Here is a 21,552-nt window from a genome sequence, read left to right as displayed (position 1 = left end):
CTGAAAAAATCAGGGAAAACAATGTAATGAACTTTTTAAGTTCAAGTTAACCATTCTCCCGCCCTGTTAAATTTTATTAACTTTTTGCCGATAAGCCATTATGTGATTGCTTACGGATGGCTTTGTCCTAATGATGAAAAATATTATCTTATTGTTCAGCGTACTGCTGTGCAGCTCTCTCGCTTACGCCGGTACCACCAGCGGCAAAATCGGCGTCAGCCTGACCTTAATGCCTATGTGCAGCGTAGATGTCAGCGACACCGTCCCTCAGGTGAAATGCGGCAATGCGACCGACGCCCAACCTAAGGTAACCCGTAGCAGGTTACAAAACGAAAGCGGCAGTGAAACCTACCGAGAATTGGTCACCGTAGAATGGTAGCCATAAAAAAACCCGCAAACCGGTGAGATTGGCGGGTTTAGTACTGCAGCACGCAGGATCAGACGCTGAAGGAAGATCCACAGCCGCAGGTGGTTTTGGCGTTCGGGTTAGTCACCACGAAGCGCGAGCCTTCCAGGCCTTCGGTATAGTCGACCGAGCCGCCCACCAGATACTGCAGGCTCATCGGGTCAACCACCAGCGCGACGCCCTGCTTCTCGATAGTCATATCACCATCGTTGACCTTGTCGTCAAAAGTGAAGCCGTATTGGAATCCGCTGCAACCGCCACCGGTAATGTAAACCCGCAACTTCAGATTCGGATTTTCTTCATCAGCAATCAGGACTTTAACCTTGCTTGCTGCTGCCTCGGTAAATTGCAGGGGCAGTGCTGTTTCATCACTCATACTCTTTACTCCCAACATTGTTCTGCATCAGGTCGCTACAATGGCGGCCGGATTAATGTTAATGATTATCCAATACCTGAGTGTTGCGTTCAAGTATTCACCGCATTTGTTGTATTTTCTTTACCTGTTTTATCGGCCGCCTCGCTGGCCTGCGACGCTTCCTGCCGTTGTAAGGTGCGGGCTAATATGGAGGAATACAACGGCTTGCCCCCGAGGAACTGCGCCACCAGCGTAGCACCCAGACAGGTAATTATCATTGGCAGGATGAGCTGGTAATTGTCGGTCATCTCCAGCACCAGCACGATCCCGGTCAACGGCGCACGCACCGTGGCAGCAAACAGGGCGCCCATGCCGGCAATAGCGAAGGTGCCGGCTTCGATGCCGTACTCGGGGAACAAATGCCCGCCAGCCAGGCCAAAGGCGGTGCCAAACAGCGTGCCCAACGCCAGCATTGGCGCAAAAATGCCGCCCGGTGCGCCGGAACCGAAACACAACAGTGTGGTGATCACTCGGGTGATAAAAATAAACATCAGCATGCCGACGCTATAGTTGCCCGCTGCGGCGATCGGGATCAGGCCAAAACCGCCGCCAGCGGCTTCGGGCTGGATCAGCCCCAGAATGCCGCAAATACCCCCGAGCAAACCGCCCATCAACAAAATTTTGCGCATTTTTCCGCCGTGCAGGCGAGCGAACATATCTTGCGTGCGGAAGACCAACGCGTTGAACATCACCCCCACCGCACCAAATATCGCCCCCAGCACCAAATACAGCCAAAGGGTATTGATCGGCGCCGAGGAAAGCTTGCCCACCGCAATCACCGAACCTTCCCCGTTGAACAGCTGGAACACCACGCTCGACATGATGACGCCGATAAACACCGCTTTAATCGAAATCAGGTTGTAGCGGAACTGCGGCCGCATCTCTTCAATGATAAACAAAATGCCCGCCAGCGGGGCGTTAAAGGCCGCAGACAGGCCGGCGGCTGCACCGGTTGCCAACAAAGAATGGCGCGCTTCGGCACCGCGCATGCGGAAGATATCCAGCACCATGCGCCCGACGTTGCCGCCCATCTGCACCGTAGGCCCTTCGCGGCCCAGCACCATACCCGCGCCCAAGGTGCCCATACCGCCGATAAATTTTACCGGGATCACCCGCCACCAGCGCACCGGACGCAGCTCTTCCAATGCCCCTTCGATCTCCGGTATGCCCGATCCCCCAGCCTCAGGAGCAAAGCGACGTACCAGGTAATATCCCAACATCGCCAGCGCGGCGGAAAGAATAAAGGCCAGCGGCCAAACCAGGATCCAATAATCGGCGACCTGCGCCAGCGCGGAAAAGCGCTGCTGCTGCACCCAATCTACCGCCTTATCAAAGGCCACCCCGAGCAGCCCCGCCAGGGTGCCCACCAGCGCCGCCATAAACAGGATCGCCACCGGCGTTTTATCCCGACGTAAAAGCTGGCGCACTGCGTCACTGCGTTTTAGACGTGGGGCCTGCGCCACCCGCGGCTGTTGCTGTAATTCAGTCATAATGGGTTATTCATTAATGGAATTAAATGTAATACAAATAGGCTAGTTGATTATTCTAACCCACCCGCTAATCGATCGCCCCTCTAAATAGGTATCTGACTGTGATCGTTTCATATCGACGAACACTTCACTAGAATAGCGCGGTCAAATCATTCAAAAGAGAATCCAGGAGCCGTTCTATGAGCTTAAACAGCAAGTCCGAAAGTCTGTATGCCGAGGCAAAACAGGTAATCCCAGGCGGGGTTAACTCTCCGGTGCGTGCATTCAACGGCGTTGGCGGTGTGCCGCTGTTTATCGAACGGGCGGACGGGGCTTACCTGTTCGACGTCGACGGCAAAGGTTATATCGACTACGTCGGTTCCTGGGGCCCGATGGTGCTGGGACACAACCACCCGGCGATCCGCAATGCGGTCATTGAAGCGGCGCAGCGCGGCCTGAGCTTTGGCGCGCCAACCGAGATGGAAGTTAAAATGGCGGAGCTGGTTACCGAACTGGTGCCGACCATGGACATGGTGCGGATGGTGAACTCGGGAACCGAAGCCACCATGAGCGCCATCCGTCTGGCACGCGGTTACACCAACCGCGACAAAATCATCAAATTTGAAGGCTGCTACCACGGCCACGCCGACTGCCTGCTGGTCAAAGCCGGCTCCGGCGCGCTGACCCTGGGCCAGCCTAACTCCCCGGGCGTACCGGCCGATTTCGCCAAGCATACCCTGACCTGTACCTTTAACGATCTGGATTCGGTGCAGGCCGCATTTGAACAATATCCTTCCGAGATCGCCTGCATCATCGTCGAGCCGGTCGCCGGCAACATGAACTGCGTGCCGCCACTGCCGGAGTTCCTGCCGGGCCTGCGTGCACTGTGCGACAAGTACGGTGCATTGCTGATTATCGACGAAGTCATGACCGGCTTCCGCGTGGCGCTGGCCGGGGCTCAGGCTCATTATGGCGTGGTGCCGGACCTGACCTGTTTGGGTAAAATCATCGGCGGCGGCATGCCTGTCGGTGCCTTTGGGGGCCGCCGTGAAGTGATGGATGCGCTGGCACCAACCGGGCCGGTCTATCAGGCGGGCACCCTGTCCGGCAACCCGATTGCGATGGCGGCCGGCTATGCCTGTCTGACCGAAGTCTCTCAGGTCGGTATCCACCAGACCCTGACCGAGCTGACCGATATGCTGGCGGCTGGCCTACTGCACGCCGCTGAAGAAGAAAACATCGCGCTGGTGGTTAACCACGTTGGCGGGATGTTTGGCCTGTTCTTTACCGATGCACCGGCAGTGACCTGCTACCAGGACGTGATGCAGTGCGACGTAGAACGCTTTAAGCGCTTCTTCCACCTGATGCTGGAGGAAGGGGTGTATCTGGCGCCTTCTGCCTTTGAGGCCGGCTTTATGTCCGTTGCGCACAGCAAGGAAGACATTCAGCGCACCATCGATGCCGCACGTCGCTGCTTCGCCAAACTGTAAGACGCATCAAGCCAATAAAAACGGGCACCAGGCGCCCGTTTTTATTTCCATCGTGCCCCCCGCTCTGGCTTTAGAGCAAGGCTCCGTAAATGGTCAGTAGCGCCACCACCACCACGATAATCATCGTCACCTTACGCGCCAGGCTGACCGCTGCCCTTGGCGTCTGCACCGGATCCATATGGGGATCGCGCGCCAGTGAAAACTGCGCCAACCGCGTCAGCACCTGATACGACGAAGAGTGACGATCGCCCAGAGACGCAAACCACGCCGGTAACGCTCTTTCACCGTGACCAAACAACGCGTAAGCCACGCCGGCCAGACGCACCGGGATCCAGTCCAGCCAGTTCAGCAGATGATCGATGCCTGACTGCGAACGCTCCAGCGGCGTGTTATGGCGTGCCAACCAGGTCTGGTAAGCGCGCAGGAAAGAGTAGCCTGCCAGCGCAATCGGCCCGTAAGGCCCGCAGACCACAAACCAAAACAGCGGCGCCAGATAATAACGGAAGTTAATCCACAGCAGCGCATTTTGCAGTTCACGCAAGCGCAACTCTTCGCTGCAATCCACCGGCAAACCGTGGATCAACGCCAGTTCTTCCGCCATTTGATCGCTGGCATGGGCATCCCCCTGCCGAGCGGCCTTCAGATAGGCCCGATAGTGTTTACGCTTGATCCCTGCGCCGACACACAGCAAATCAATGACGATCCACAGCAACAGCGTCACTACGCCGAAAAACAGTCCCTGGGACAGCCACAAAATCCCTGCCACCACCACCATCCAGGCCAGCGTCATCAGCAGCGTTTGCGCCAGTGAAAACCGATGCAGCCGTTGAAATACCACCTCAAGGCGATGATCCAACTGCCAATGCTCGCCCAGCTTGAATAAACGTTCCCACGCCAGAACCAGTAACAGCGTAAACAGCGTCATTAGCGACTCCTCTCCCTTTCCATTGTTCCAAGCATAGCGTCATCTGGCCCGCCAGGTTGTTCCAGAGATGCCAGATATAAATCCCAATCAAACGCCGGGCCGGGATCGGTTTTACGGCCTGGGGCAATGTCACTGTGCCCGGTGATATGCGCCGCCAACGTCGGATAATGCCGGATCAGCAGCGCGGTCACCGCGTTCAGACTTTGGTATTGCTGCGGCGTGAACGCCACATGATCGGTACCTTCCAGTTCAATGCCGATCGAAAAATCGTTACAGCGCTCTCGTCCCTGATACGACGATACGCCCGCGTGCCAGGCTCGTCGGTCAAAGGGCACATACTGAATGATTTCACCGTCGCGACGGATCAGGCAGTGCGCCGAAACGCGTAGTTGATGAATATCAGAAAAATAGGGGTGATCCGCAGGATCAAGAGTACCGGTAAACAGCCGATCGATATAGGGGCCGCCGAACTCGCCGGGTGGCAGGCTGATATTGTGGATCACCAGCAGCGAAGGCGCCTCCTCATTCGGGCGAAGATCGCAATGCGGCGAGACAACCCGGGTTACCCCGACAATCCAGCCTTGTTCTAACTGCATCAGACACCTCTGGGCGGTGGTACTTGTCACGGCAACAGAGTAGCATGTTCCCCCTACGATCTTACCGTCCATTTCGGAGTTTTCTATGCCGACACGCCGCTACAGTGCCGACACTCGCCGCACCGAGCTTCTTGAACGAATTGAAAGCGATATCCCCTATGCCGTTGCCCAGGCGCTGCGTGAAGACCTGGGAGGCGAAGTCGATGCCGAACGCGATATTACCGCGCAATTGTTGCCGGCCGATACCCAGGCCGAAGCCACGATCATCACCCGCGAACCCGGTATTTTTTGCGGAAAACGCTGGCTGAATGAAGTCTTTATCCAGTTGGGCAACCAGGTGAAAGTGGATTGGCTGGTGGCGGACGGTGATAGCCTGGTGCCAGACCAAGCGCTTTGCAAACTGACCGGCCCGGCACGGGTGCTGCTTACCGGTGAGCGCACTGCGCTGAACTTTGTGCAGACGCTTTCCGGCGTAGCAACCGAAGTCAGCCGCTATGTGGCACTGTTGCAGGGGACGAAAACCCGCCTGCTCGACACCCGCAAGACCCTGCCAGGGCTGCGCACCGCGCTGAAATATGCCGTATTGTGCGGCGGCGGCAGCAACCACCGCCTCGGGCTGTCCGACGCCTTCCTGATCAAGGAAAACCACATCATTGCCTCCGGCTCGATTAAAAAAGCGGTCGAAAAAGCATTCTGGCTGCATGCCGAGGTGCCGGTCGAAGTGGAAGTCGAATCGCTGGATGAACTGCAGCAGGCGCTGGACGCCGGTGCAGACATTATCATGCTGGACAATTTCAGCGTCGACATGATGCGCGCCGCCGTGACGCAAACTCAGGGCCGTGCACAGCTGGAAGTGTCCGGCAACGTGACCAGCGAAACCCTGCGTACCTTCGCCGAAACCGGCGTGGACTATATTTCTGTAGGCGCGCTGACCAAACATGTGACCGCCCTCGATCTGTCCATGCGCTTCAAATAACCCCCCTCTCCGCACCTCCCTGAACTACCGGGGAGGTGTTTTTTCACCAAAACTGCGAAGCTCGCCCCATCTCTTTCCCCCTCTGCTGCAACCTCGATCGAATGCTGTGGAACTGCGCCTAAAAACAGCCATCACCCGCTCGAAGCGTCCCGCTGGCCTGATTACTCTGGCCTCCACATTGACATGGAGGAAGCAACGGATGGAAACACAGCGCGGTTTTACCCTGATAGAACTGATGGTGGTGATCGCCATTATCGCCATACTGAGCGCCATAGGTATTCCTGCCTATCAGCGCTATATCCAAAAGGCAGCGATGACCGACATGCTGCAAGCCATGACGCCGTATAAGCTGGCCGTTGAACTGTGCGTGCTCGACAGCGGCACGCCGACCGGCTGTAACGCCGGCAGCAAAGGCATCCCTACCGGCGACGCCACACGTTACGTCAGCGCGGTTCAGGTCAGCCAGGGCGTGATCTCGCTGACCGGCTCGCAAACGCTGCAGGGATTGACGGTCGCACTGACGCCAACCCAAAATGCCAGCGGCCTGACGCGCTGGACACGCCTGTGCACCAGCGAAAACAGCAATCTGCAGGAAACCTGTCAGGAAGTTTTCCGTTTTGACACTACCGCCGCGGCGCCGACATCATGAGTACGGCAATCAGCGAAGAAATCCATACCCTGTGCCAACGCTATCAGGCACTGGCTCTCAGTGAAGATGACCAGTGCCTGAACGTGGCCCTGAGGACGGAGGCACCACAAGCGCTATTATCAGCCCTGCGTTTTGCCACCGGCAAACGCATTCATCTGGAACAGTGGCCGGCAGCCAGGCTGGAATTGGAACTGAACAGGCGGCAAATGCAGGGCGATAGGCGCGAGCAGCCCACTTCGGAGGAGCAATTCGACGCGGCATCATTAAACGACGACAGTGACGCACCCGTGGTGCGATTTATCAATCAGACGCTCCGCATCGCCATTCAGCGACGAGCCTCGGACATTCATTTCGAACCTTACCAACAGACTCTCCGTATCCGGCTACGCATTGACGGCGTGTTGCAGGTGATAACCTCACCGCCATTCACGCTCGCGGCTCGCATCACGGCCCGACTGAAAATCATGGGGCAGTTGGACATCGCCGAGCGCCGCCTGCCGCAGGATGGTCAGCTCAGCGTGCGGTTGGATAACGCTAGCTACTCCATGCGTATCGCCACCCTGCCCACCCTGCACGGCGAAAAAGTGGTGCTGCGAATTTTGCAAACTGAACGCCAGGAGCTGCCGTTGGATCGGTTGGGTATGGATCCGACAGCACTGGTGCAGTTTTCCTCTGCCTTATCCTGCCCGCAAGGCATGATCCTGGTCACCGGCCCCACCGGCAGCGGCAAAACCGTCACGCTGTACAGCGGTCTGCGTCAGTTGAATGACGCGCAGAGTAATTTATGCAGCGTCGAGGATCCGATTGAAATTCCCCTGTTCGGTATCAATCAGACGCAGACCAACGCCAAAACGGAACTGGATTTCTCCCGCGTATTACGCGCCTTGCTGCGACAGGATCCGGACGTCATCATGATCGGTGAGATCCGCGATCGGGAAACGGCTGAGATCGCAGTAAAAGCCGCTCAAACCGGCCACCTGGTGCTTTCCACCTTGCACACCAATTCCACCAGCGAAACGCTGACGCGCCTGACCCATATGGGTATCCCGGGCTACCTGATTGCCGCCTGTCTGAAGCTGGTGATCGCACAACGGCTGGTGCGCAAGTTATGCAGCCACTGCCGCTATCAACAAAGCCAGCCCGTACGTTTTCCCGCAGCCATTTGGGCAACACCTCTGCTGCCCTGGAAGGCCGATGGCTGCGAGCACTGCTTCAGCGGCTACTATGGCCGCACCGGGGTATATGAACTGTTGACCATTACCCCAGAGGTGCAAGCCGGCCTGCTGGAGGGGGCCGCCCCCAGCATGTTGGCTGAAATCGCCCGGCAGCAGGGGCAGACCACGCTGCTGCAAGCAGGACTAACGCTGGTCGCCCAGGGCGTCACCTCGCTGGAGGAGGTATACCGCATTGTCGGTGTGATTGCCGACGGCGGAGGCGCTCAGTGAAAACACTCCGCCTTTTCCTCTGGCAGGCAATTGACCCACACGGACAGTTGCGTGAGGGTGAGCTGATGAGCGGTAAGAAGAATGAGGTCAGCCAGTGGTTGATCGAACAAGGGCTACAGCCCTGCCAGATCAACAGCGGAAAACGTATTTCACCGGGTCAATGGCGCGGTGAACCCCTGATCCAGTTCACCCGTCAGTTAGCCACCCTGCTGCAGGCCGGATTGCCGCTGGTCAGCGGTTTACAGTTATTAGCTGCGGAGCATCCGTCCGCAGCCTGGCGCTGCCTGCTGCGGGAAGTGAGTGAACAGGTACGCCAGGGCCAGCCATTTTCTGAAGTTATCGCTGAGCAACATGCCGTGTTTCCTCTGATCTACCGCCAGCTAATCGCCATTGGCGAGCTGACCGGTCACCTGGACGAATGCTGCCTGCAACTGGCCCAACAACAGGAAGCACAGCAAAAACTGCAAAAGAAAGTCATCAAGGCACTGCGTTACCCTTTGTTTATCTGCGCGGTGGCGCTGTTGGTAAGCATTTTGATGCTGGTGATGGTGTTGCCGGAATTTGCCGGCGTCTATCAGTCATTCAATGCGCCGCTGCCGTGGTTTACCCAAGGATTGCTGAACCTTTCCACCCTGCTGATCGACAGCGGTCCCTGGCTAACGGCTATTCTGGTCTGTATGGCATACACCTATCTTCGTCGTCTGCATCCGCAGCCTCAATGGCGCAGGCGCGAACAGGCGGCGCTGTTGCGTCTGCCACTGATTGCGCACTTGATTAAAGGCGGCTGCCTGAGCCAAATATTCCGTATTCTGGCCATGACCCAGCAGGCTGGGCTCAGCCTGGTTGACGGGTTGGCTGCGGCGGCGCTGTCGGTGGATAACCTGTTTTATCGCCAGGCGATTGACACCATCAGACAACAGATTGCGCAAGGGCAGACTTTTCATCGCGCTCTGGAACAGCAGGCGCTTTTCCCTTCGTTATGCCAGCAATTGGTGCGGGTGGGCGAAGAATCCGGTTCGTTAGATACTCTCTTGGGCAAACTGGCCGCGTGGCATGAACAGCAAACCTTTGAGCTGGCCGATACCCTGGCGCAAACGCTGGAGCCCCTATTGATGCTGGTCGTGGGAGGGATCGTCGGCACATTGGTGATCGCCATGTATCTGCCGATATTTCAGTTGGGGAATGTTTTGGGGTAAGTCCGTCAGTGATTGGGCGCAGCATTGAACTGCGCCCACCAGTTGCTGGTGCCGAAAGGCGCCGCTTACTTGCTGCCGAAGACGCGGTTTTCCTGCTCTGCAACGCGGATAAAGGTAGTGCGCTTGGTCAGCTCTTTCAGACGCTCCGCGCCGACGTAAGTACAAGCGGAACGCAGACCGCCGAGGATATCGCGGACGGTGAACTCAACTTCGCCGCGCAACGGCAGTTTGACAGTTTTCCCTTCGGCCGCACGGTACTGGGCAACGCCGCCGACGTGGCGTTTCATCGCCGACTCGGAGCTCATGCCGTAGAACAGCATAAATTTCTCACCGTTCTCTTCCACAATGGTGCCTTCACATTCGTCGTGGCCGGCCAGCATGCCGCCCAGCATGACAAAATCAGCACCGCCGCCAAAGGCTTTCGCTACGTCGCCCGGTACCGAACAACCGCCATCGCTAACGATTTGGCCACCGAGGCCGTGTGCCGCATCGGCGCATTCTATCACCGCAGACAACTGTGGATAACCGACGCCTGTTTTCACGCGGGTCGTGCAGACAGAGCCTGGACCAATACCGACTTTAACAATGTCGGCGCCGGACAGGATGAGTTCTTCCACCATTTCACCGGTGACGACGTTACCGGCGCAAATAACATGCTTCGGGCAGGCTTCGCGCGCTTTCTGCAGAAAGGCGACAAAATGCTCGGAATAGCCATTGGCTACGTCGATACAGATAAATTTCAGCTCGGGTGACAGCGCCAGGATCTGCTTCATTTTCACAAAGTCAGCGTCAGACGTGCCGGTTGAAACCATCACGTGGCACAGCACCGATGCCGGCACGCGCTGCACAAAAGCGGCCCACTGCTCTACGGTGTAGTGTTTGTGTACGGCGGTGAGAACATCGAAGGAAGCCAGGGCCTCTGCCATGCTGAAGGTACCGACTGAATCCATGTTGGCGGCGATGATCGGCACACCAGACCAGCTACAGCCAGAATGTTTGAAGGTAAACTGACGTTCCAGTTCAACTTCTGAGCGGCTTTTCAGCGTGGAACGCTTTGGGCGAATCAGCACATCTTTAAAGCCTAACTTCAAATCTTCTTCAATACGCATGACTTATGATTTCCTGGTTTATGGCGACGGATCGCAAAACGCAATGGCTTGAAAAGCGACGGGGTATACCCTAAATAATTCGAGTTGCAGGAAAACGACAAGGGCGAGAGTCCCGATGAGCTTACTCATGTAAGTGATTCGGGTGAACGCTCGCAGTCAACACACCTGCAGCTTGAAGAATGACGGGTATAGATTAATGCCAGTTCCAGTGACGCTATCATACGCGCTAATAATCGCCGGACAAGACTGCGAATTCTCCTTTTTTTGCGCTACAATCCGACAAATTTACCTGCGACACCGCAGTGTGACCTCCCGCTCATTTTCCCTTTCCGGCTGCGCTTTTTATCACCGTACAGCCTAAGCGGCACGGCAAGCGCCGCCGGCTTACTTGCACTTCTGTGCGATCGCTTTATGATTCGTCTATTATTTTTTTATGAACCTCAGGTGCATTCCCTACCATGGCCTACATTGTTGCGTTGACAGGGGGTATCGGCAGCGGTAAGTCCACCGTGGCAGACGCCTTCGCTCGCCACGGCGTGACGGTGGTCGATGCTGACGTTATCGCCCGACAGGTTGTCGAGCCAGGAACCCCGGCACTGGTTGCCATCGCCGAACGTTTTGGTAATGAAATGTTGCAGCCGGACGGTTCACTGAACCGTGCCGCCTTACGTCAGTGTATCTTCAGTAACCCTGATGAAAAGCGTTGGCTAAACCAACTGCTGCACCCGCTGATTCATCAGGAAACTCAACGTCAACTGGCGCAAGTCACCAGCCCCTACGCTCTTTGGGTGGTGCCATTGCTGGTCGAGAACAACCTGCAGGCGCGCGCCGATCGCGTGCTGGTGGTTGACGTCGACAGCGAGACTCAGTTGGCCAGAACCATCGCCCGCGACGGCATCAGCCGTCAGCAGGCACAGAACATACTGTCCGCACAGGTCACGCGTGAGCAGCGCCTGGCCGCTGCAGACGACATCATTGATAATAGCGGCGCCGCTCAGGGGATAGAGCCATTGGTTGCCGCACTGCATTGCCGTTACCTTGAGCTGGCGGCATCAGCGACCCGACAGGATTAAACTGAATGAGTGATGTTTCCCCAAGCGTTCTTTTTGAACATCCGTTGAATGAAAAAATGCGCACCTGGCTGCGCATGGAATTTTTGCTGCAACAGCTGCATGGCCAGCGAGCCTTAAGCGAAACGGCCATCGCCCTGACCTTTTTCCGCACCATCGCCGATCTGCTGGACGTGCTGGAGCGCGGTGAAGTACGTACCGAGTTACTGAAAGAGTTGGAGCGTCAGCAGCAAAAATTGCTGGCGTGGGCCGATGTTCCGGGCGTCGATATGTCGCTGGTGGATCAGTTGCGCAACCAGTTGAAGCAACGTGGTGCCGCACTGATTTCTGCGCCGCGACTGGGTCAGGCGCTGCGCGAAGACCGGTTGATTAGTCTGGTGCGGCAACGTCTGAGTATCCCCGGTGGGTGCTGCAGCTTTGACTTGCCGACGCTGCACATGTGGATGCATGCACCACAGCAAGAGCGAGATAACGACGTAGCCGAATGGTTGCAAACGCTGGAACCATTAAACCAGGCACTGACTATGGTGCTGGATCTGATCCGTCAGGCCGGGCCATTTCGCAATCAGATCAGCCTGAACGGTTTTTTCCAGGATAACGCCGAGGGGGCGGATCTGCTGCGCTTACGCATCAATCTGGCGCACCAGCTTTACCCACAAATATCCGGCCATAAGACGCGCTATGCGATTCGCTTTCTGCCGCTGGACAGTGAGCTCGGCGTGGTACCGGAACGACTAACCTTTGAGTTGGCCTGTTGCTGATCCAATGACATCAAGACCTTTCACGCGTTGGAAGGGAGTAAGGAATAGATATGACTACCGTAGTGAAATGCCCAACCTGTGGCAAAGGTGTGGTTTGGGGAGAGGTGAGCCCATTTCGTCCGTTTTGCAGCAAACGCTGTCAGCTGATTGATCTGGGCGAATGGGCCGATGAAGAGAAGCGCATTCCAAGCAACAGCGATCTTTCCGAAAGCGAAGAGTGGAGTGAAGCAGACGATCGCTGATCGTCGTTCTGATCGGCCCGGCAGCCGCCAGGCCGGTTGTATTACTGCGCGGCGTTAGCCTGCTCCACCAGCAGTTTGATAATGCTGATATTGGCCTGAGGGAACTCTTCTTCCCGCAGGTCAGCCTGTTTTACCCAGCGCATAGGCTGGCCTTCGCGACCGAAGGGTTCACCGGCCCAGGCTTCCACCAGATAGAAATTCAACGTGACGATGCGATCGCTAAACTGATGCTCAAGCACGTCCAACAACTCCGCACGCTGGGCTTCAATGCCGGTCTCTTCCAATAATTCACGGCTAAGCGCCTGTTCCGGCGTCTCCCCCTGTTCAATTTTGCCGCCGGGAAACTCCCAGAAACCGGCCATATGCGAATCGGCCGCGCGGCGGGTAATGAAGATTTCCTGCTGGGCATTACGAATGATGCCGACGGCGATATTCAGATGTTTCATCGCATCCTCCTGATTGAGTCGTTGAAACGCGGAATGCAGCCCCAAAAAACAGGGGCTCAGCACGCTGAACCCCTGGGTTTTATTCGTTAAACAGTGTCGGCTTAGTTCTGCAGACGACCGTGACACTGTTTGTATTTTTTACCGGAACCGCATGGGCACGGATCGTTACGACCCACTTTACGTTCTGCGATGGTCGGTGCATTAGGATCTTCAGTCACCAGCGCGTTTTCTTCATAGTGGCTCAGCTGCTGCTGTTTGGCCAGACGCTCGGCTTCTTCACGACGCTGCAGTTCCAAGGCTTCAACCTCTTCCGGCATCCGCACCTGAACCTTGCTCAGCACGCTGATCACTTCATGCTTCAGTGATTCCAGCATGGTAGCGAACATGTTGAAGGACTCGCGCTTGTACTCCTGCTTAGGATCTTTCTGCGCATAACCGCGCAGATGGATGCCCTGACGCAGGTAGTCCATGGCCGCCAGATGCTCTTTCCACAGGGAATCCAGCGTCTGCAGCATCACGCCTTTCTCGAAGTTGCGCATCATCTCGGTGCCAACCACTTCTTCTTTACGCTGGTACTCTTCCTTGGCTTTTTCCAGAATACGCTCACGCAGCGTTTCTTCGTGCAGCTCAGGCTCTTTATCCAACCATTCGGCGATAGGCATATCCAGATCGAAATCGTTTTTCAGACGTTCGGTCAGCCCCTGAATATCCCACTCTTCTTCCAGCGACTGCGGTTGAATGTAGCCGTCAATAGTGGTCTTGAACACGTCTTCACGGATGCTGGCAATGGTTTCGCTAACGTCAGACACGTCCAGCAGTTCGTTACGCTGGCTGTAGATCGCGCGGCGCTGATCGTTGGCCACGTCATCGTATTCCAGCAGTTGCTTACGAATGTCGAAGTTGCGGCTTTCTACTTTACGCTGGGCGTTGGCAATTGCTTTGGTGACCCATGGGTGCTCAATGGCCTCACCTTCTTTCATCCCCAATTTACGCATCATGTTGGAAACGCGATCGGAGGCGAAAATACGCATCAGGGCATCTTCCATCGACAGGTAGAAGCGGGATGAACCGGCATCACCCTGACGACCGGAACGGCCGCGCAACTGGTTATCGATACGGCGTGATTCATGACGCTCGGTACCAATGATGTGCAGGCCACCGGCTGCCAGTACGGCATCGTGACGGATTTTCCAGGCGTCTTTAATCGCCGCGATTTGCTCTTCGGTTGGATCTTCCAACTGGGCAATCTCTGCCTGCCAACTGCCGCCCAACACGATGTCGGTACCACGACCGGCCATGTTGGTAGCGATGGTAACCGCAGAGGTCTGGCCGGCCTGAGCAACGATGTCCGCTTCCATGGCGTGGAACTTGGCGTTCAACACCTTATGGGCGATACCGGCTTTCTCCAGCTCACGCGAAACCACTTCGGATTTCTCGATTGAAATCGTACCGACCAGAACCGGCTGGCCGTTAGCGGTGCGCTCACGAATATCTTCAATGATGGCGCCAATCTTCTCATGCTCGGTCATGTAGACCAGATCCGGCATGTCTTTACGCAGCATTGGACGGTTGGTCGGCACCACGATGGTATCCAGCTTGTAGATCGAGCTGAATTCAAAAGCTTCGGTGTCGGCGGTACCGGTCATCCCAGCCAGCTTCTCGTACAGGCGGAAGTAGTTCTGGAAGGTGATGGAGGCCAGGGTCTGGTTTTCGTTCTGGATTTCCACGCCTTCTTTGGCTTCCACCGCCTGGTGCAGGCCATCGGACCAGCGACGGCCGTGCATGGTACGGCCGGTGTGTTCGTCGACGATGATGACTTCACCGTCTTTTACGATGTAGTCAACGTCACGGGTAAACAGCACATGGGCACGCAGAGCCGCGGTCACGTGGTGCATCAGCATGATGTTGGTCGGTGAGTACAGTGACTCCCCTTCGTCCATGATGCCGGCTTCCATCAGCATTTCTTCGATCAGGATCAGGCCGCGTTCGGTCAGGTGCACCTGGCGCGCCTTTTCGTCAACCGAGAAGTGGCCTTCGCCCTGGAAGGAATCCGAATCTTCTTTTTCCTGACGGATCAGTTTAGGGATCAGCTTGTTAACCTTGATGTACATCTCGGAGCTGTCTTCAGCCGGGCCAGAGATGATCAACGGCGTACGCGCTTCATCGATCAGGATGGAGTCAACCTCATCCACCAGTGCATAGTGCAGTTTGCGCTGAACGCGCTCTTCCGGACTGAACGCCATGTTGTCGCGCAGATAGTCGAAACCGTATTCGTTGTTGGTGCCGTAGGTAATGTCCGCGGCATAGGCTTCACGCTTGGCCGGTGCCGGCATGCCCGGCAGGTTGATGCCGATGCTCAAGCCGAGGAACTCAAACAGCGGGCGGTTGTTCTCGGCGTCACGCTGTGCCAGATAGTCGTTGACGGTTACCACGTGCACGCCACGACCGCTCAGGGCGTTCAGATAGGCTGGCAGGGTTGCGGTCAGGGTTTTACCTTCACCGGTGCGCATCTCTGCGATACAGCGGTCATTCAGCACCATGCCGCCCAGCAGCTGCACGTCGAAGTGACGCATGCCAAAGACGCGCTTGCTCGCCTCACGCACTACCGCGAAGGCCTCAGGCAACAGGTTTTCCAGCACTTCACCCTTTTCCAGGCGCGCGCGGAACTCGTTGGTCTTGGCTTTCAGTTCGTCATCGGACAGTTTTTCCATGTCCGGTTCCATCTGGTTGATCAGCTCAACCGATTTGCGCATGCGGCGCAGCGTACGATCGTTACGGCTACCAAAAACTTTGGTCAATAATTTCACTAACATGATGTTTGATATCTCTGTCATGACGGCCAACACAGGCAGTCAACTTGATGTTATTTTTTAGGTTTTTTTTGTCGCCCGAGGGGCAAGAAATCAGCTTAAGGCTGCAGGTCCGGCGCGAATGCCCTGCACTTGCGCAAGCCACAACCCGGCCTGATGCTGCGCAACAGCGGGCAGCACGGCGTGGTGAGTGGTGCGAATGATGGTCGGCGGCTTCGGCTCGTGCGTCAGCAGCGCATTAAGGGTAGAAAGCAGCGCCAGTTGCGCTACCTGCAATGGGGGTTCGGTCACCTCCGCTTCGCTTTCCTGCACCCGCGCGTAAACGGCCTGCGGCGCAAGCGCAAAAGAGAGGTGACGAATGACGGTACGAAGCGCATGCTGGTGCCAGTAGTCGACGCTAAAGGTCGGACGACGATGCGCTTCCTGCAGTAACGCCAGGCTATTGAAGGCGCCACTGGCAGAATTTTGCCGGTTCAGGCTGGACGAGGTGCTCGGCAGAGCGGCTTGATCGGGGTTGCCGGTCAGATTGGTAGGTACGCCAAGCGTGGCCGCAACCATCCCTAAAAGGAGATGGGGCCAGAAATAACGTCTGCCAAATTGTCGCCAACGATTTAGAATACCGATCACGAGTTTATAATCCGCCGGAGCCCATTATGCGCGATAGCCGTCCACAATTATTAGATTCCCTGTTCGACGACGCGTCTGCAGAAGACAAAGGGCCACTGCATAACGTCCAACAACGCGCAGTCGCGTTGCTTAAGCTTAACCGTGCAGTGAAAGGCCTGTTGCCCGTTCAACTGCATCCTTGGTGCCGCGTCGCAAATTTCCGACAGGGTATTTTAGTGCTAGAAACGGCAAATGCCAGCTGGATGATGCGTCTACGTTACGAACAACCGGCTTTATTATCAGCACTACGAGCGCAAATTCTACCATCATTGTCGTCGATCGACATCAGGATTAATCCGGCCTTGATGGCAAAAGGGAACAACCTGGTGCAGGACGCCGCAAAAACGGCAGGAAATACGCAGTCAAGCGTGCCTATGCGTCATCTGAGTCAGGAAAGTGCTGGGGAATTAAGGGTATTAGCGAGCCGGAGCCCGGAAAAACTGCGCAAGATATTAGAACGACTGGCGTCGTTGGCCGGAGAGAGTGCCAACGCTACCAGTCGTGATAAGTAATCAGCGGTATCGACTTATGCCAATACGGTTGACGGAGCTTTGAATGCCAGTGGCATTTCGGCTTCGTCCTGGAAGGTGACGTATTCCCACGCTTCCTGTTTCGCCAGAACTGCTTGAAGCAGCTTGTTGTTCAGCGCATGACCAGACTTGTACGCGGTAAACGCGCCAATGATATTATGGCCGCACATGAACAGGTCGCCGATGGCGTCCAGCATTTTGTGACGCACGAATTCGTCTTCGAAGCGCAGGCCGTCTTCGTTCAGCACGCGGTAATCATCTACCACGATAGCGCAGTCAAAGCTGCCGCCCAGGGCCAGGCCACGGGACTGTAAATATTCGATATCACGCATGAAGCCGAAAGTACGCGCACGACTGATTTGACGCACGAACGAGTCGGCAGAGAAATCAAGGCGGTAGCGTTGCGTACTGGCGTCGATCGCCGGGTGGTTGAAGTCGATGGTGAAGTCCAGGCGGAACCCGTTATGCGGGGACAGCTCGGCCCACTTGTCGCCATCTTCAACACGCACGGTGTCTTTCAGACGCAGGAATTTCTTCGCAGAGTTCAGTTCTTCAATGCCGGCATCCAGCAACAGGAAGACGAACGGACTGGCACTGCCGTCCATGATAGGGATTTCAGCAGCGTCAACTTCGATAACGATGTTGTCGATGCCCAACCCAGCCAGCGCGGCATTAAGATGCTCAACGGTAGAAATACGCACGTCATGCTCATTGACCAGGCAGGTACAGAGCATGGTATCACGCACGGATTTTGCATCAGCCGGAAAATCAACCGGTGGATTCAAGTCAGTGCGACGATAGATGACCCCGGTATTAGCCGCCGCGGGTCGCATTGTCAGCGTGACTTTCTTGCCGGTATGTAAACCGACACCAGTCGCCTGAACAATACGTTTTAATGTCCTTTGTTTGATCATCGTTTTATCTCGCAATGTTATCAATCCTACCAGCCAAGCATACAGCATGGCTGGCGGGACAGTTTAGCACAAAGAGCGGAGATTCCAAATTCTCAGGATATTCTTAGTCTGCCTGCTTGCGCAGGAAGGCTGGAATATCAAGATAGTCGGGCTCTTTATTAGGCTGCGCAGTCGGATCGTTAACCACCTTGGCGGCAGGTTTCACTTCCTGCGGCAGCGGCGACATGCCGTGCTGCTGGTAGCGATGATCCATCACTGGCTGGCTGGCCTGTTTATTGGTGACCAGAGTGATTTCCGGACGTTTGTCCATACCGATACCGGTCGCAACCACGGTTACACGCAGTTCGTCGTTCATTTCCGGATCCAGCGACGTACCAATTACCACGGTCGCGTTGTCGGAAGCGAAAGCACGAATGGTGTTACCCACGGTTTCGAACTCATCCAAGCGCAGGTCGAAGCCGGCGGTGATGTTGACCAGCACGCCGCGAGCGCCGGACAGGTCGATATCTTCCAGCAGTGGGCTGGAGATCGCCATTTCCGCAGCTTCTTCAGCACGGTCTTCACCACAGGCAACGCCGGAACCCATCATCGCGTAGCCCATTTCGGACATTACGGTGCGCACGTCGGCGAAGTCGACGTTCATCAGGCCCGGACGGGTGATCAGTTCGGCAATACCCTGAACCGCGCCTTTCAGCACGTCGTTAGCCGCACCAAACGCGTCCAACAGAGAAATACCGCGACCCAGAACTTTCAACAGCTTGTCGTTCGGGATAGTGATCAGTGAGTCCACATGTTTGGACAATTCTGCGATACCCTGCTCAGCGAACGCCATGCGTTTCTTGCCTTCAAAATTGAAAGGCTTGGTCACCACGGCCACTGTCAGAATACCCAGGTCTTTAGCAACTTCAGCGACGACTGGCGCTGCACCGGTACCGGTACCGCCGCCCATGCCAGCTGCAATGAAGACCATGTCTGCACCATCCAGTGCGGCGCGCAGGGCTTCACGGTCTTCTTCCGCTGAATTGCGACCCACTTCAGGGTTCGCGCCTGCACCCAGACCTTTGGTAATACCGCTACCGATCTGGATGGTTTGGCCAACTGCCGTTTTACGAAGCGCCTGAGCGTCTGTATTCACGGCAAAGAATTCAACACCTTCGATGCGCTCGCGCACCATGTGTTCAACGGCGTTGCCACCGCCACCGCCGACGCCGATGACTTTAATCACCGCGTCATTGGTTAGTTCCATTGGTTCAAACATAGTTTCTCTCCGTTTTGTGCCTGTCGCTGCGAGATCATAAAAAGATTACTCAGCATGATCTCTTTGTTGAAACATTAAAACTCTTTTCTCAGCCAGCTATTGATACGTTTAAACCAATTGCCCACCGAGGCGCGTTTTTCTACTTCTGCCTCACCGCTCAGGTGAGACTCTTTTCCATAGTGCAGCAGACCTACCGCCGTAGAATAGTAAGGCTCCTGCGCATAATCCGTCAGACCCGTGATGTTCAAGGGTTGGCCGATGCGTACCTGGGTGTGGAACACCCGTTGCGCACAGGCTGCCAGGCCATCAATCTGGGCGGCACCACCGGTCAGCACAATACCCGCTGCCAGATGATGCTTCACCCCTTGCTGACGCAGTTGCTCCTGCAATTGCAAAATTTCATCGTTAACCAGATTCAACAGTTCGGTGTAGCGTGGCTCAATCACTTCAGCCAGTGTCTGTCTTTGCAGACTCCGAGGAGGACGTCCTCCAACGCTTGGCACCTCTACACTTTCATCCTTGCTAACAATCGACCCAAGCGCACAGCCGTGTCGAACTTTGATCGCTTCCGCGTCTGTCGGCGGCGTGCCGAAGGCGTAAGCGATATCGCTGGTGACCACGTTCCCGGCGTAAGGGATCACTTTGGTGTGGCGCAGTGCACCGCCGGTGTACACCGCCATATCCATGGTGCCGCCGCCGATATCCACTACACAAACGCCGAGCTCGCGCTCATCTTCGGTCAGTACCGCATAGCTGGCGGCCAGACCGGCGAAAATAAGTTGGTCAACTTTCAGACCACAACGTTCTACTGCCTTAACGATGTTCTTAGCCATATCGTTATGGCAGGTGATCAGGTGCACCTTGGCTTGCATACGCACGCCGGACAACCCGACCGGGTTTTTGATGCCTTCCTGATAATCGATGGCGTATTCCTGAGGGATGACGTGCAGGATGCGGTGTTCATCACGGACGCGTACCGATTTAGCGGTATGCACCACGTTCTCCACATCTTCCTGTGTCACTTCCTCTTCGGAAATAGGAACCATCCCTATTTCGTTCTGGCAGCTGATGTGTTTACCCGATAATGCGAGGTAAACCGAAGAAATCTGACAATCCGCCATCAGTTCGGCCTGATCGATAGCGCGCTGTACGCACTTCACTACCGACTCCAGGTCGTTAACGCCACCCTTATCCATACCGCGAGACGGGCAACTGCCCACCCCGATAATGTTGACCATGCCATCGGGCAGAACTTCCCCTACCAATGCGGAGACTTTTGCAGTACCGATCTCCAGTCCAACTACCAGTTTTCTGTCCGTCGACTTGATCATTGTTGTTTTGCCTGTGCCTGATTCTGTTGCTGATTACTGTTCTGCCGATCGCCTGCAGCCTGCGGGTCGATAAACACGGGGGCCCAACCTACCGATGCACCGGCCTCATAGCGTAAGTCGACATAACTGACTCGCTTGCTTTCTGCCTGTCCCTGCTGCTGCAATACCGGGTAAAGCTCGATAAAGCGCTGCAGGCGTCCGGTGCGATCGTCGCGTCCCAGCTCCAGCCGAACATCATTATCCAAAGCCAGCTGCCAGGAATGGCGGGCGCTCATGGCCGCCATTTTCAGCGTATATTTGCTGGCCGCTAACATGCTGCTCATGGTCCGGTAACCTTCAAGAACATCCTGTTCGCTCCCTTCCGGACCATACAGCAACGGCAACTTCTGTTTGCCAATTCGTTCTGCAGGCACGCTGAAGGATTTGCCTTCGGCATCTACCATGTGCAAATCATTCCATCGCGCCACCGGGACATATTCCACCAGGTGGATCTTCAGCTCATCCGGCCACTGCTTGCGCACGCTGGCCTGCTTGATCCACGGCAGACGTTCAATCTGCTGCTGGATGATATCCACATCCTGCGTCATGAACGTCCCCGGCGATCCCAGCGCCAGGATAGCCTGACGAATATCGTCGTTGGTGGTGTAGTGACGTTCACCGGTCACCACCAGTCGTGACAGCGGCAGGCGGCTGGCGTCTTTCATCCAGCCAATCACCGCCCACCCACTCCACAGGACCGTTCCCAACACCATCAGCAGGAAAATCATTCCCGCCAACTGGGTTCCATTGCTGCGTCGCGGGTTGTTGTCCACCTCGCGTTCACGCGCATTCAGGGCAGCTTGCGACAT

Annotated in this window: 22 protein-coding genes; 10 read left to right on the top strand and 12 right to left on the bottom strand. The window is 56.0% G+C overall.

The annotated features are described in order from the left end of the window. The first annotated feature begins 130 nt into the window (after positions 1-130). On the top strand, positions 131-379 hold the full coding sequence (locus EBA31_RS02755; RefSeq protein WP_115060077.1) for a hypothetical protein: 249 nt from the start codon (positions 131-133) through the stop codon (positions 377-379). A 58-nt stretch (positions 380-437) separates the two neighbouring features. On the opposite strand, the gene erpA is transcribed toward EBA31_RS02755, so the two are convergent. Both erpA and clcA read right to left on the bottom strand, forming a co-directional pair. Next, positions 438-782, bottom strand: a complete 345-nt coding sequence (gene erpA, locus EBA31_RS02750; protein ID WP_004950184.1) for an iron-sulfur cluster insertion protein ErpA — start codon at positions 780-782, stop codon at positions 438-440. 89 nt (positions 783-871) lie between these two features. Beyond that, a complete protein-coding gene (gene clcA / locus EBA31_RS02745; protein ID WP_048762936.1) occupies positions 872-2,311 on the bottom strand; it encodes a H(+)/Cl(-) exchange transporter ClcA in 1,440 nt (479 codons plus the stop codon). Positions 2,312-2,490: 179 nt separating this feature from the next. Here clcA and hemL point away from each other — a divergent pair, with 179 nt between their 5' ends. After that, positions 2,491-3,780 (top strand): glutamate-1-semialdehyde 2,1-aminomutase, encoded by a 1,290-nt coding sequence (gene hemL, locus EBA31_RS02740; RefSeq protein ID WP_116691284.1) that lies wholly within the window; start codon positions 2,491-2,493, stop codon positions 3,778-3,780. A 70-nt stretch (positions 3,781-3,850) separates the two neighbouring features. Here the strand turns inward: hemL and ampE are convergent, their stop codons facing one another. Continuing rightward, a complete protein-coding gene (ampE, locus tag EBA31_RS02735) occupies positions 3,851-4,705 on the bottom strand; it encodes a beta-lactamase regulator AmpE (protein ID WP_020825228.1) in 855 nt (284 codons plus the stop codon). Further along, the gene (ampD, locus tag EBA31_RS02730; protein ID WP_020825227.1) at positions 4,705-5,301 is read right to left on the bottom strand and encodes a 1,6-anhydro-N-acetylmuramyl-L-alanine amidase AmpD; all 597 of its coding nucleotides are present in this window, start codon (positions 5,299-5,301) and stop codon (positions 4,705-4,707) included. The genes ampE and ampD overlap by 1 nt, the downstream gene beginning before the upstream one ends. Before the next feature lie 85 nt (positions 5,302-5,386). On the opposite strand from ampD, the gene nadC reads away from it, so the two are divergent. From nadC to hofC, 4 genes are all read left to right on the top strand, one after another. Next, positions 5,387-6,277 carry a carboxylating nicotinate-nucleotide diphosphorylase gene (gene nadC / locus EBA31_RS02725; RefSeq protein WP_020825226.1) on the top strand — a complete coding sequence of 297 codons (891 nt, stop codon included), beginning with the start codon at positions 5,387-5,389 and terminating at the stop codon, positions 6,275-6,277. Positions 6,278-6,476: 199 nt separating this feature from the next. Continuing rightward, positions 6,477-6,926 (top strand): prepilin peptidase-dependent pilin, encoded by a 450-nt coding sequence (gene ppdD, locus EBA31_RS02720; RefSeq protein ID WP_122077208.1) that lies wholly within the window; start codon positions 6,477-6,479, stop codon positions 6,924-6,926. Beyond that, positions 6,923-8,371 carry a type II secretion system protein GspE gene (gene gspE, locus EBA31_RS02715; RefSeq protein WP_122077204.1) on the top strand — a complete coding sequence of 483 codons (1,449 nt, stop codon included), beginning with the start codon at positions 6,923-6,925 and terminating at the stop codon, positions 8,369-8,371. Before ppdD ends, gspE begins: the two co-directional genes overlap by 4 nt. Next, positions 8,368-9,567 carry a protein transport protein HofC gene (gene hofC / locus EBA31_RS02710; protein WP_122077201.1) on the top strand — a complete coding sequence of 400 codons (1,200 nt, stop codon included), beginning with the start codon at positions 8,368-8,370 and terminating at the stop codon, positions 9,565-9,567. The genes gspE and hofC overlap by 4 nt, the downstream gene beginning before the upstream one ends. Positions 9,568-9,632: 65 nt before the next feature. On the opposite strand, the gene EBA31_RS02705 is transcribed toward hofC, so the two are convergent. Further along, positions 9,633-10,676 (bottom strand): GMP reductase, encoded by a 1,044-nt coding sequence (locus EBA31_RS02705; RefSeq protein WP_122077197.1) that lies wholly within the window; start codon positions 10,674-10,676, stop codon positions 9,633-9,635. 458 nt (positions 10,677-11,134) lie between these two features. On the opposite strand from EBA31_RS02705, the gene coaE reads away from it, so the two are divergent. From coaE to yacG, 3 genes are read left to right on the top strand one after another with little or no spacing between them, the layout of a single operon-like run. Then, entirely contained in the window at positions 11,135-11,749 is a 615-nt protein-coding gene (gene coaE / locus EBA31_RS02700) for a dephospho-CoA kinase (RefSeq protein WP_122077194.1), read from the top strand. A 5-nt stretch (positions 11,750-11,754) separates the two neighbouring features. Further along, positions 11,755-12,507: a cell division protein ZapD gene (zapD, locus tag EBA31_RS02695; protein WP_122077190.1), complete on the top strand. Its 753-nt coding sequence runs from the start codon at positions 11,755-11,757 to the stop codon at positions 12,505-12,507. Positions 12,508-12,557: 50 nt separating this feature from the next. Then, positions 12,558-12,749 (top strand): DNA gyrase inhibitor YacG, encoded by a 192-nt coding sequence (gene yacG, locus EBA31_RS02690; RefSeq protein WP_020825219.1) that lies wholly within the window; start codon positions 12,558-12,560, stop codon positions 12,747-12,749. 41 nt (positions 12,750-12,790) lie between these two features. Here yacG and mutT read toward each other — a convergent pair whose 3' ends face one another. The 3 genes from mutT to secM all read right to left on the bottom strand — a co-directional run bounded on the left by mutT (position 12,791) and on the right by secM (position 16,632). Continuing rightward, positions 12,791-13,195: an 8-oxo-dGTP diphosphatase MutT gene (mutT, locus tag EBA31_RS02685; RefSeq protein WP_020825218.1), complete on the bottom strand. Its 405-nt coding sequence runs from the start codon at positions 13,193-13,195 to the stop codon at positions 12,791-12,793. Between the two features lie 101 nt (positions 13,196-13,296). After that, on the bottom strand, positions 13,297-16,008 hold the full coding sequence (gene secA, locus EBA31_RS02680; protein WP_046374515.1) for a preprotein translocase subunit SecA: 2,712 nt from the start codon (positions 16,006-16,008) through the stop codon (positions 13,297-13,299). A gap of 90 nt (positions 16,009-16,098) precedes the next feature. Further along, positions 16,099-16,632 carry a secA translation cis-regulator SecM gene (secM, locus tag EBA31_RS02675; protein WP_046374516.1) on the bottom strand — a complete coding sequence of 178 codons (534 nt, stop codon included), beginning with the start codon at positions 16,630-16,632 and terminating at the stop codon, positions 16,099-16,101. 26 nt (positions 16,633-16,658) lie between these two features. On the opposite strand from secM, the gene EBA31_RS02670 reads away from it, so the two are divergent. Beyond that, positions 16,659-17,183: a DUF721 domain-containing protein gene (locus tag EBA31_RS02670; protein WP_020825215.1), complete on the top strand. Its 525-nt coding sequence runs from the start codon at positions 16,659-16,661 to the stop codon at positions 17,181-17,183. Between the two features lie 14 nt (positions 17,184-17,197). Here the strand turns inward: EBA31_RS02670 and lpxC are convergent, their stop codons facing one another. The 4 genes from lpxC to ftsQ all read right to left on the bottom strand — a co-directional run bounded on the left by lpxC (position 17,198) and on the right by ftsQ (position 21,552). Then, a complete protein-coding gene (gene lpxC / locus EBA31_RS02665; RefSeq protein ID WP_037426060.1) occupies positions 17,198-18,115 on the bottom strand; it encodes a UDP-3-O-acyl-N-acetylglucosamine deacetylase in 918 nt (305 codons plus the stop codon). 103 nt (positions 18,116-18,218) lie between these two features. Next, positions 18,219-19,373 (bottom strand): cell division protein FtsZ, encoded by a 1,155-nt coding sequence (gene ftsZ / locus EBA31_RS02660; protein ID WP_004950150.1) that lies wholly within the window; start codon positions 19,371-19,373, stop codon positions 18,219-18,221. Positions 19,374-19,447: 74 nt separating this feature from the next. Then, complete coding sequence (ftsA, locus tag EBA31_RS02655; RefSeq protein WP_004950148.1) at positions 19,448-20,704, bottom strand: cell division protein FtsA; 1,257 nt, start codon at positions 20,702-20,704, stop codon at positions 19,448-19,450. Continuing rightward, on the bottom strand, positions 20,701-21,552 hold the full coding sequence (gene ftsQ / locus EBA31_RS02650) for a cell division protein FtsQ (RefSeq protein ID WP_020825213.1): 852 nt from the start codon (positions 21,550-21,552) through the stop codon (positions 20,701-20,703). Before ftsQ ends, ftsA begins: the two co-directional genes overlap by 4 nt.

The organism is Serratia sp. P2ACOL2 (genome assembly GCF_003691565.1).
Classification (GTDB): domain Bacteria; phylum Pseudomonadota; class Gammaproteobacteria; order Enterobacterales; family Enterobacteriaceae; genus Serratia; species Serratia liquefaciens.
The sequence above is the reverse complement of the archived record's forward strand: the minus strand, read 5'-3'. Positions and strand labels throughout refer to the sequence as shown.

What these genes read in the sequence shown, in the direction of transcription:
- EBA31_RS02755 (WP_115060077.1), top strand. Translation starts at nt 131, where the DNA reads ATGATGAAAAATATTATCTTATTGTTCAGCGTACTGCTGTGCAGCTCT.
- erpA (WP_004950184.1), bottom strand. Translation starts at nt 782, where the DNA reads ATGAGTGATGAAACAGCACTGCCCCTGCAATTTACCGAGGCAGCAGCA.
- clcA (WP_048762936.1), bottom strand. Translation starts at nt 2,311, where the DNA reads ATGACTGAATTACAGCAACAGCCGCGGGTGGCGCAGGCCCCACGTCTA.
- hemL (WP_116691284.1), top strand. Translation starts at nt 2,491, where the DNA reads ATGAGCTTAAACAGCAAGTCCGAAAGTCTGTATGCCGAGGCAAAACAG.
- ampE (WP_020825228.1), bottom strand. Translation starts at nt 4,705, where the DNA reads ATGACGCTGTTTACGCTGTTACTGGTTCTGGCGTGGGAACGTTTATTC.
- ampD (WP_020825227.1), bottom strand. Translation starts at nt 5,301, where the DNA reads ATGCAGTTAGAACAAGGCTGGATTGTCGGGGTAACCCGGGTTGTCTCG.
- nadC (WP_020825226.1), top strand. Translation starts at nt 5,387, where the DNA reads ATGCCGACACGCCGCTACAGTGCCGACACTCGCCGCACCGAGCTTCTT.
- ppdD (WP_122077208.1), top strand. Translation starts at nt 6,477, where the DNA reads ATGGAAACACAGCGCGGTTTTACCCTGATAGAACTGATGGTGGTGATC.
- gspE (WP_122077204.1), top strand. Translation starts at nt 6,923, where the DNA reads ATGAGTACGGCAATCAGCGAAGAAATCCATACCCTGTGCCAACGCTAT.
- EBA31_RS02705 (WP_122077197.1), bottom strand. Translation starts at nt 10,676, where the DNA reads ATGCGTATTGAAGAAGATTTGAAGTTAGGCTTTAAAGATGTGCTGATT.
- coaE (WP_122077194.1), top strand. Translation starts at nt 11,135, where the DNA reads ATGGCCTACATTGTTGCGTTGACAGGGGGTATCGGCAGCGGTAAGTCC.
- zapD (WP_122077190.1), top strand. Translation starts at nt 11,755, where the DNA reads ATGAGTGATGTTTCCCCAAGCGTTCTTTTTGAACATCCGTTGAATGAA.
- yacG (WP_020825219.1), top strand. Translation starts at nt 12,558, where the DNA reads ATGACTACCGTAGTGAAATGCCCAACCTGTGGCAAAGGTGTGGTTTGG.
- mutT (WP_020825218.1), bottom strand. Translation starts at nt 13,195, where the DNA reads ATGAAACATCTGAATATCGCCGTCGGCATCATTCGTAATGCCCAGCAG.
- secA (WP_046374515.1), bottom strand. Translation starts at nt 16,008, where the DNA reads ATGTTAGTGAAATTATTGACCAAAGTTTTTGGTAGCCGTAACGATCGT.
- EBA31_RS02670 (WP_020825215.1), top strand. Translation starts at nt 16,659, where the DNA reads ATGCGCGATAGCCGTCCACAATTATTAGATTCCCTGTTCGACGACGCG.
- lpxC (WP_037426060.1), bottom strand. Translation starts at nt 18,115, where the DNA reads ATGATCAAACAAAGGACATTAAAACGTATTGTTCAGGCGACTGGTGTC.
- ftsZ (WP_004950150.1), bottom strand. Translation starts at nt 19,373, where the DNA reads ATGTTTGAACCAATGGAACTAACCAATGACGCGGTGATTAAAGTCATC.
- ftsA (WP_004950148.1), bottom strand. Translation starts at nt 20,704, where the DNA reads ATGATCAAGTCGACGGACAGAAAACTGGTAGTTGGACTGGAGATCGGT.
- ftsQ (WP_020825213.1), bottom strand. Translation starts at nt 21,552, where the DNA reads ATGTCGCAAGCTGCCCTGAATGCGCGTGAACGCGAGGTGGACAACAAC.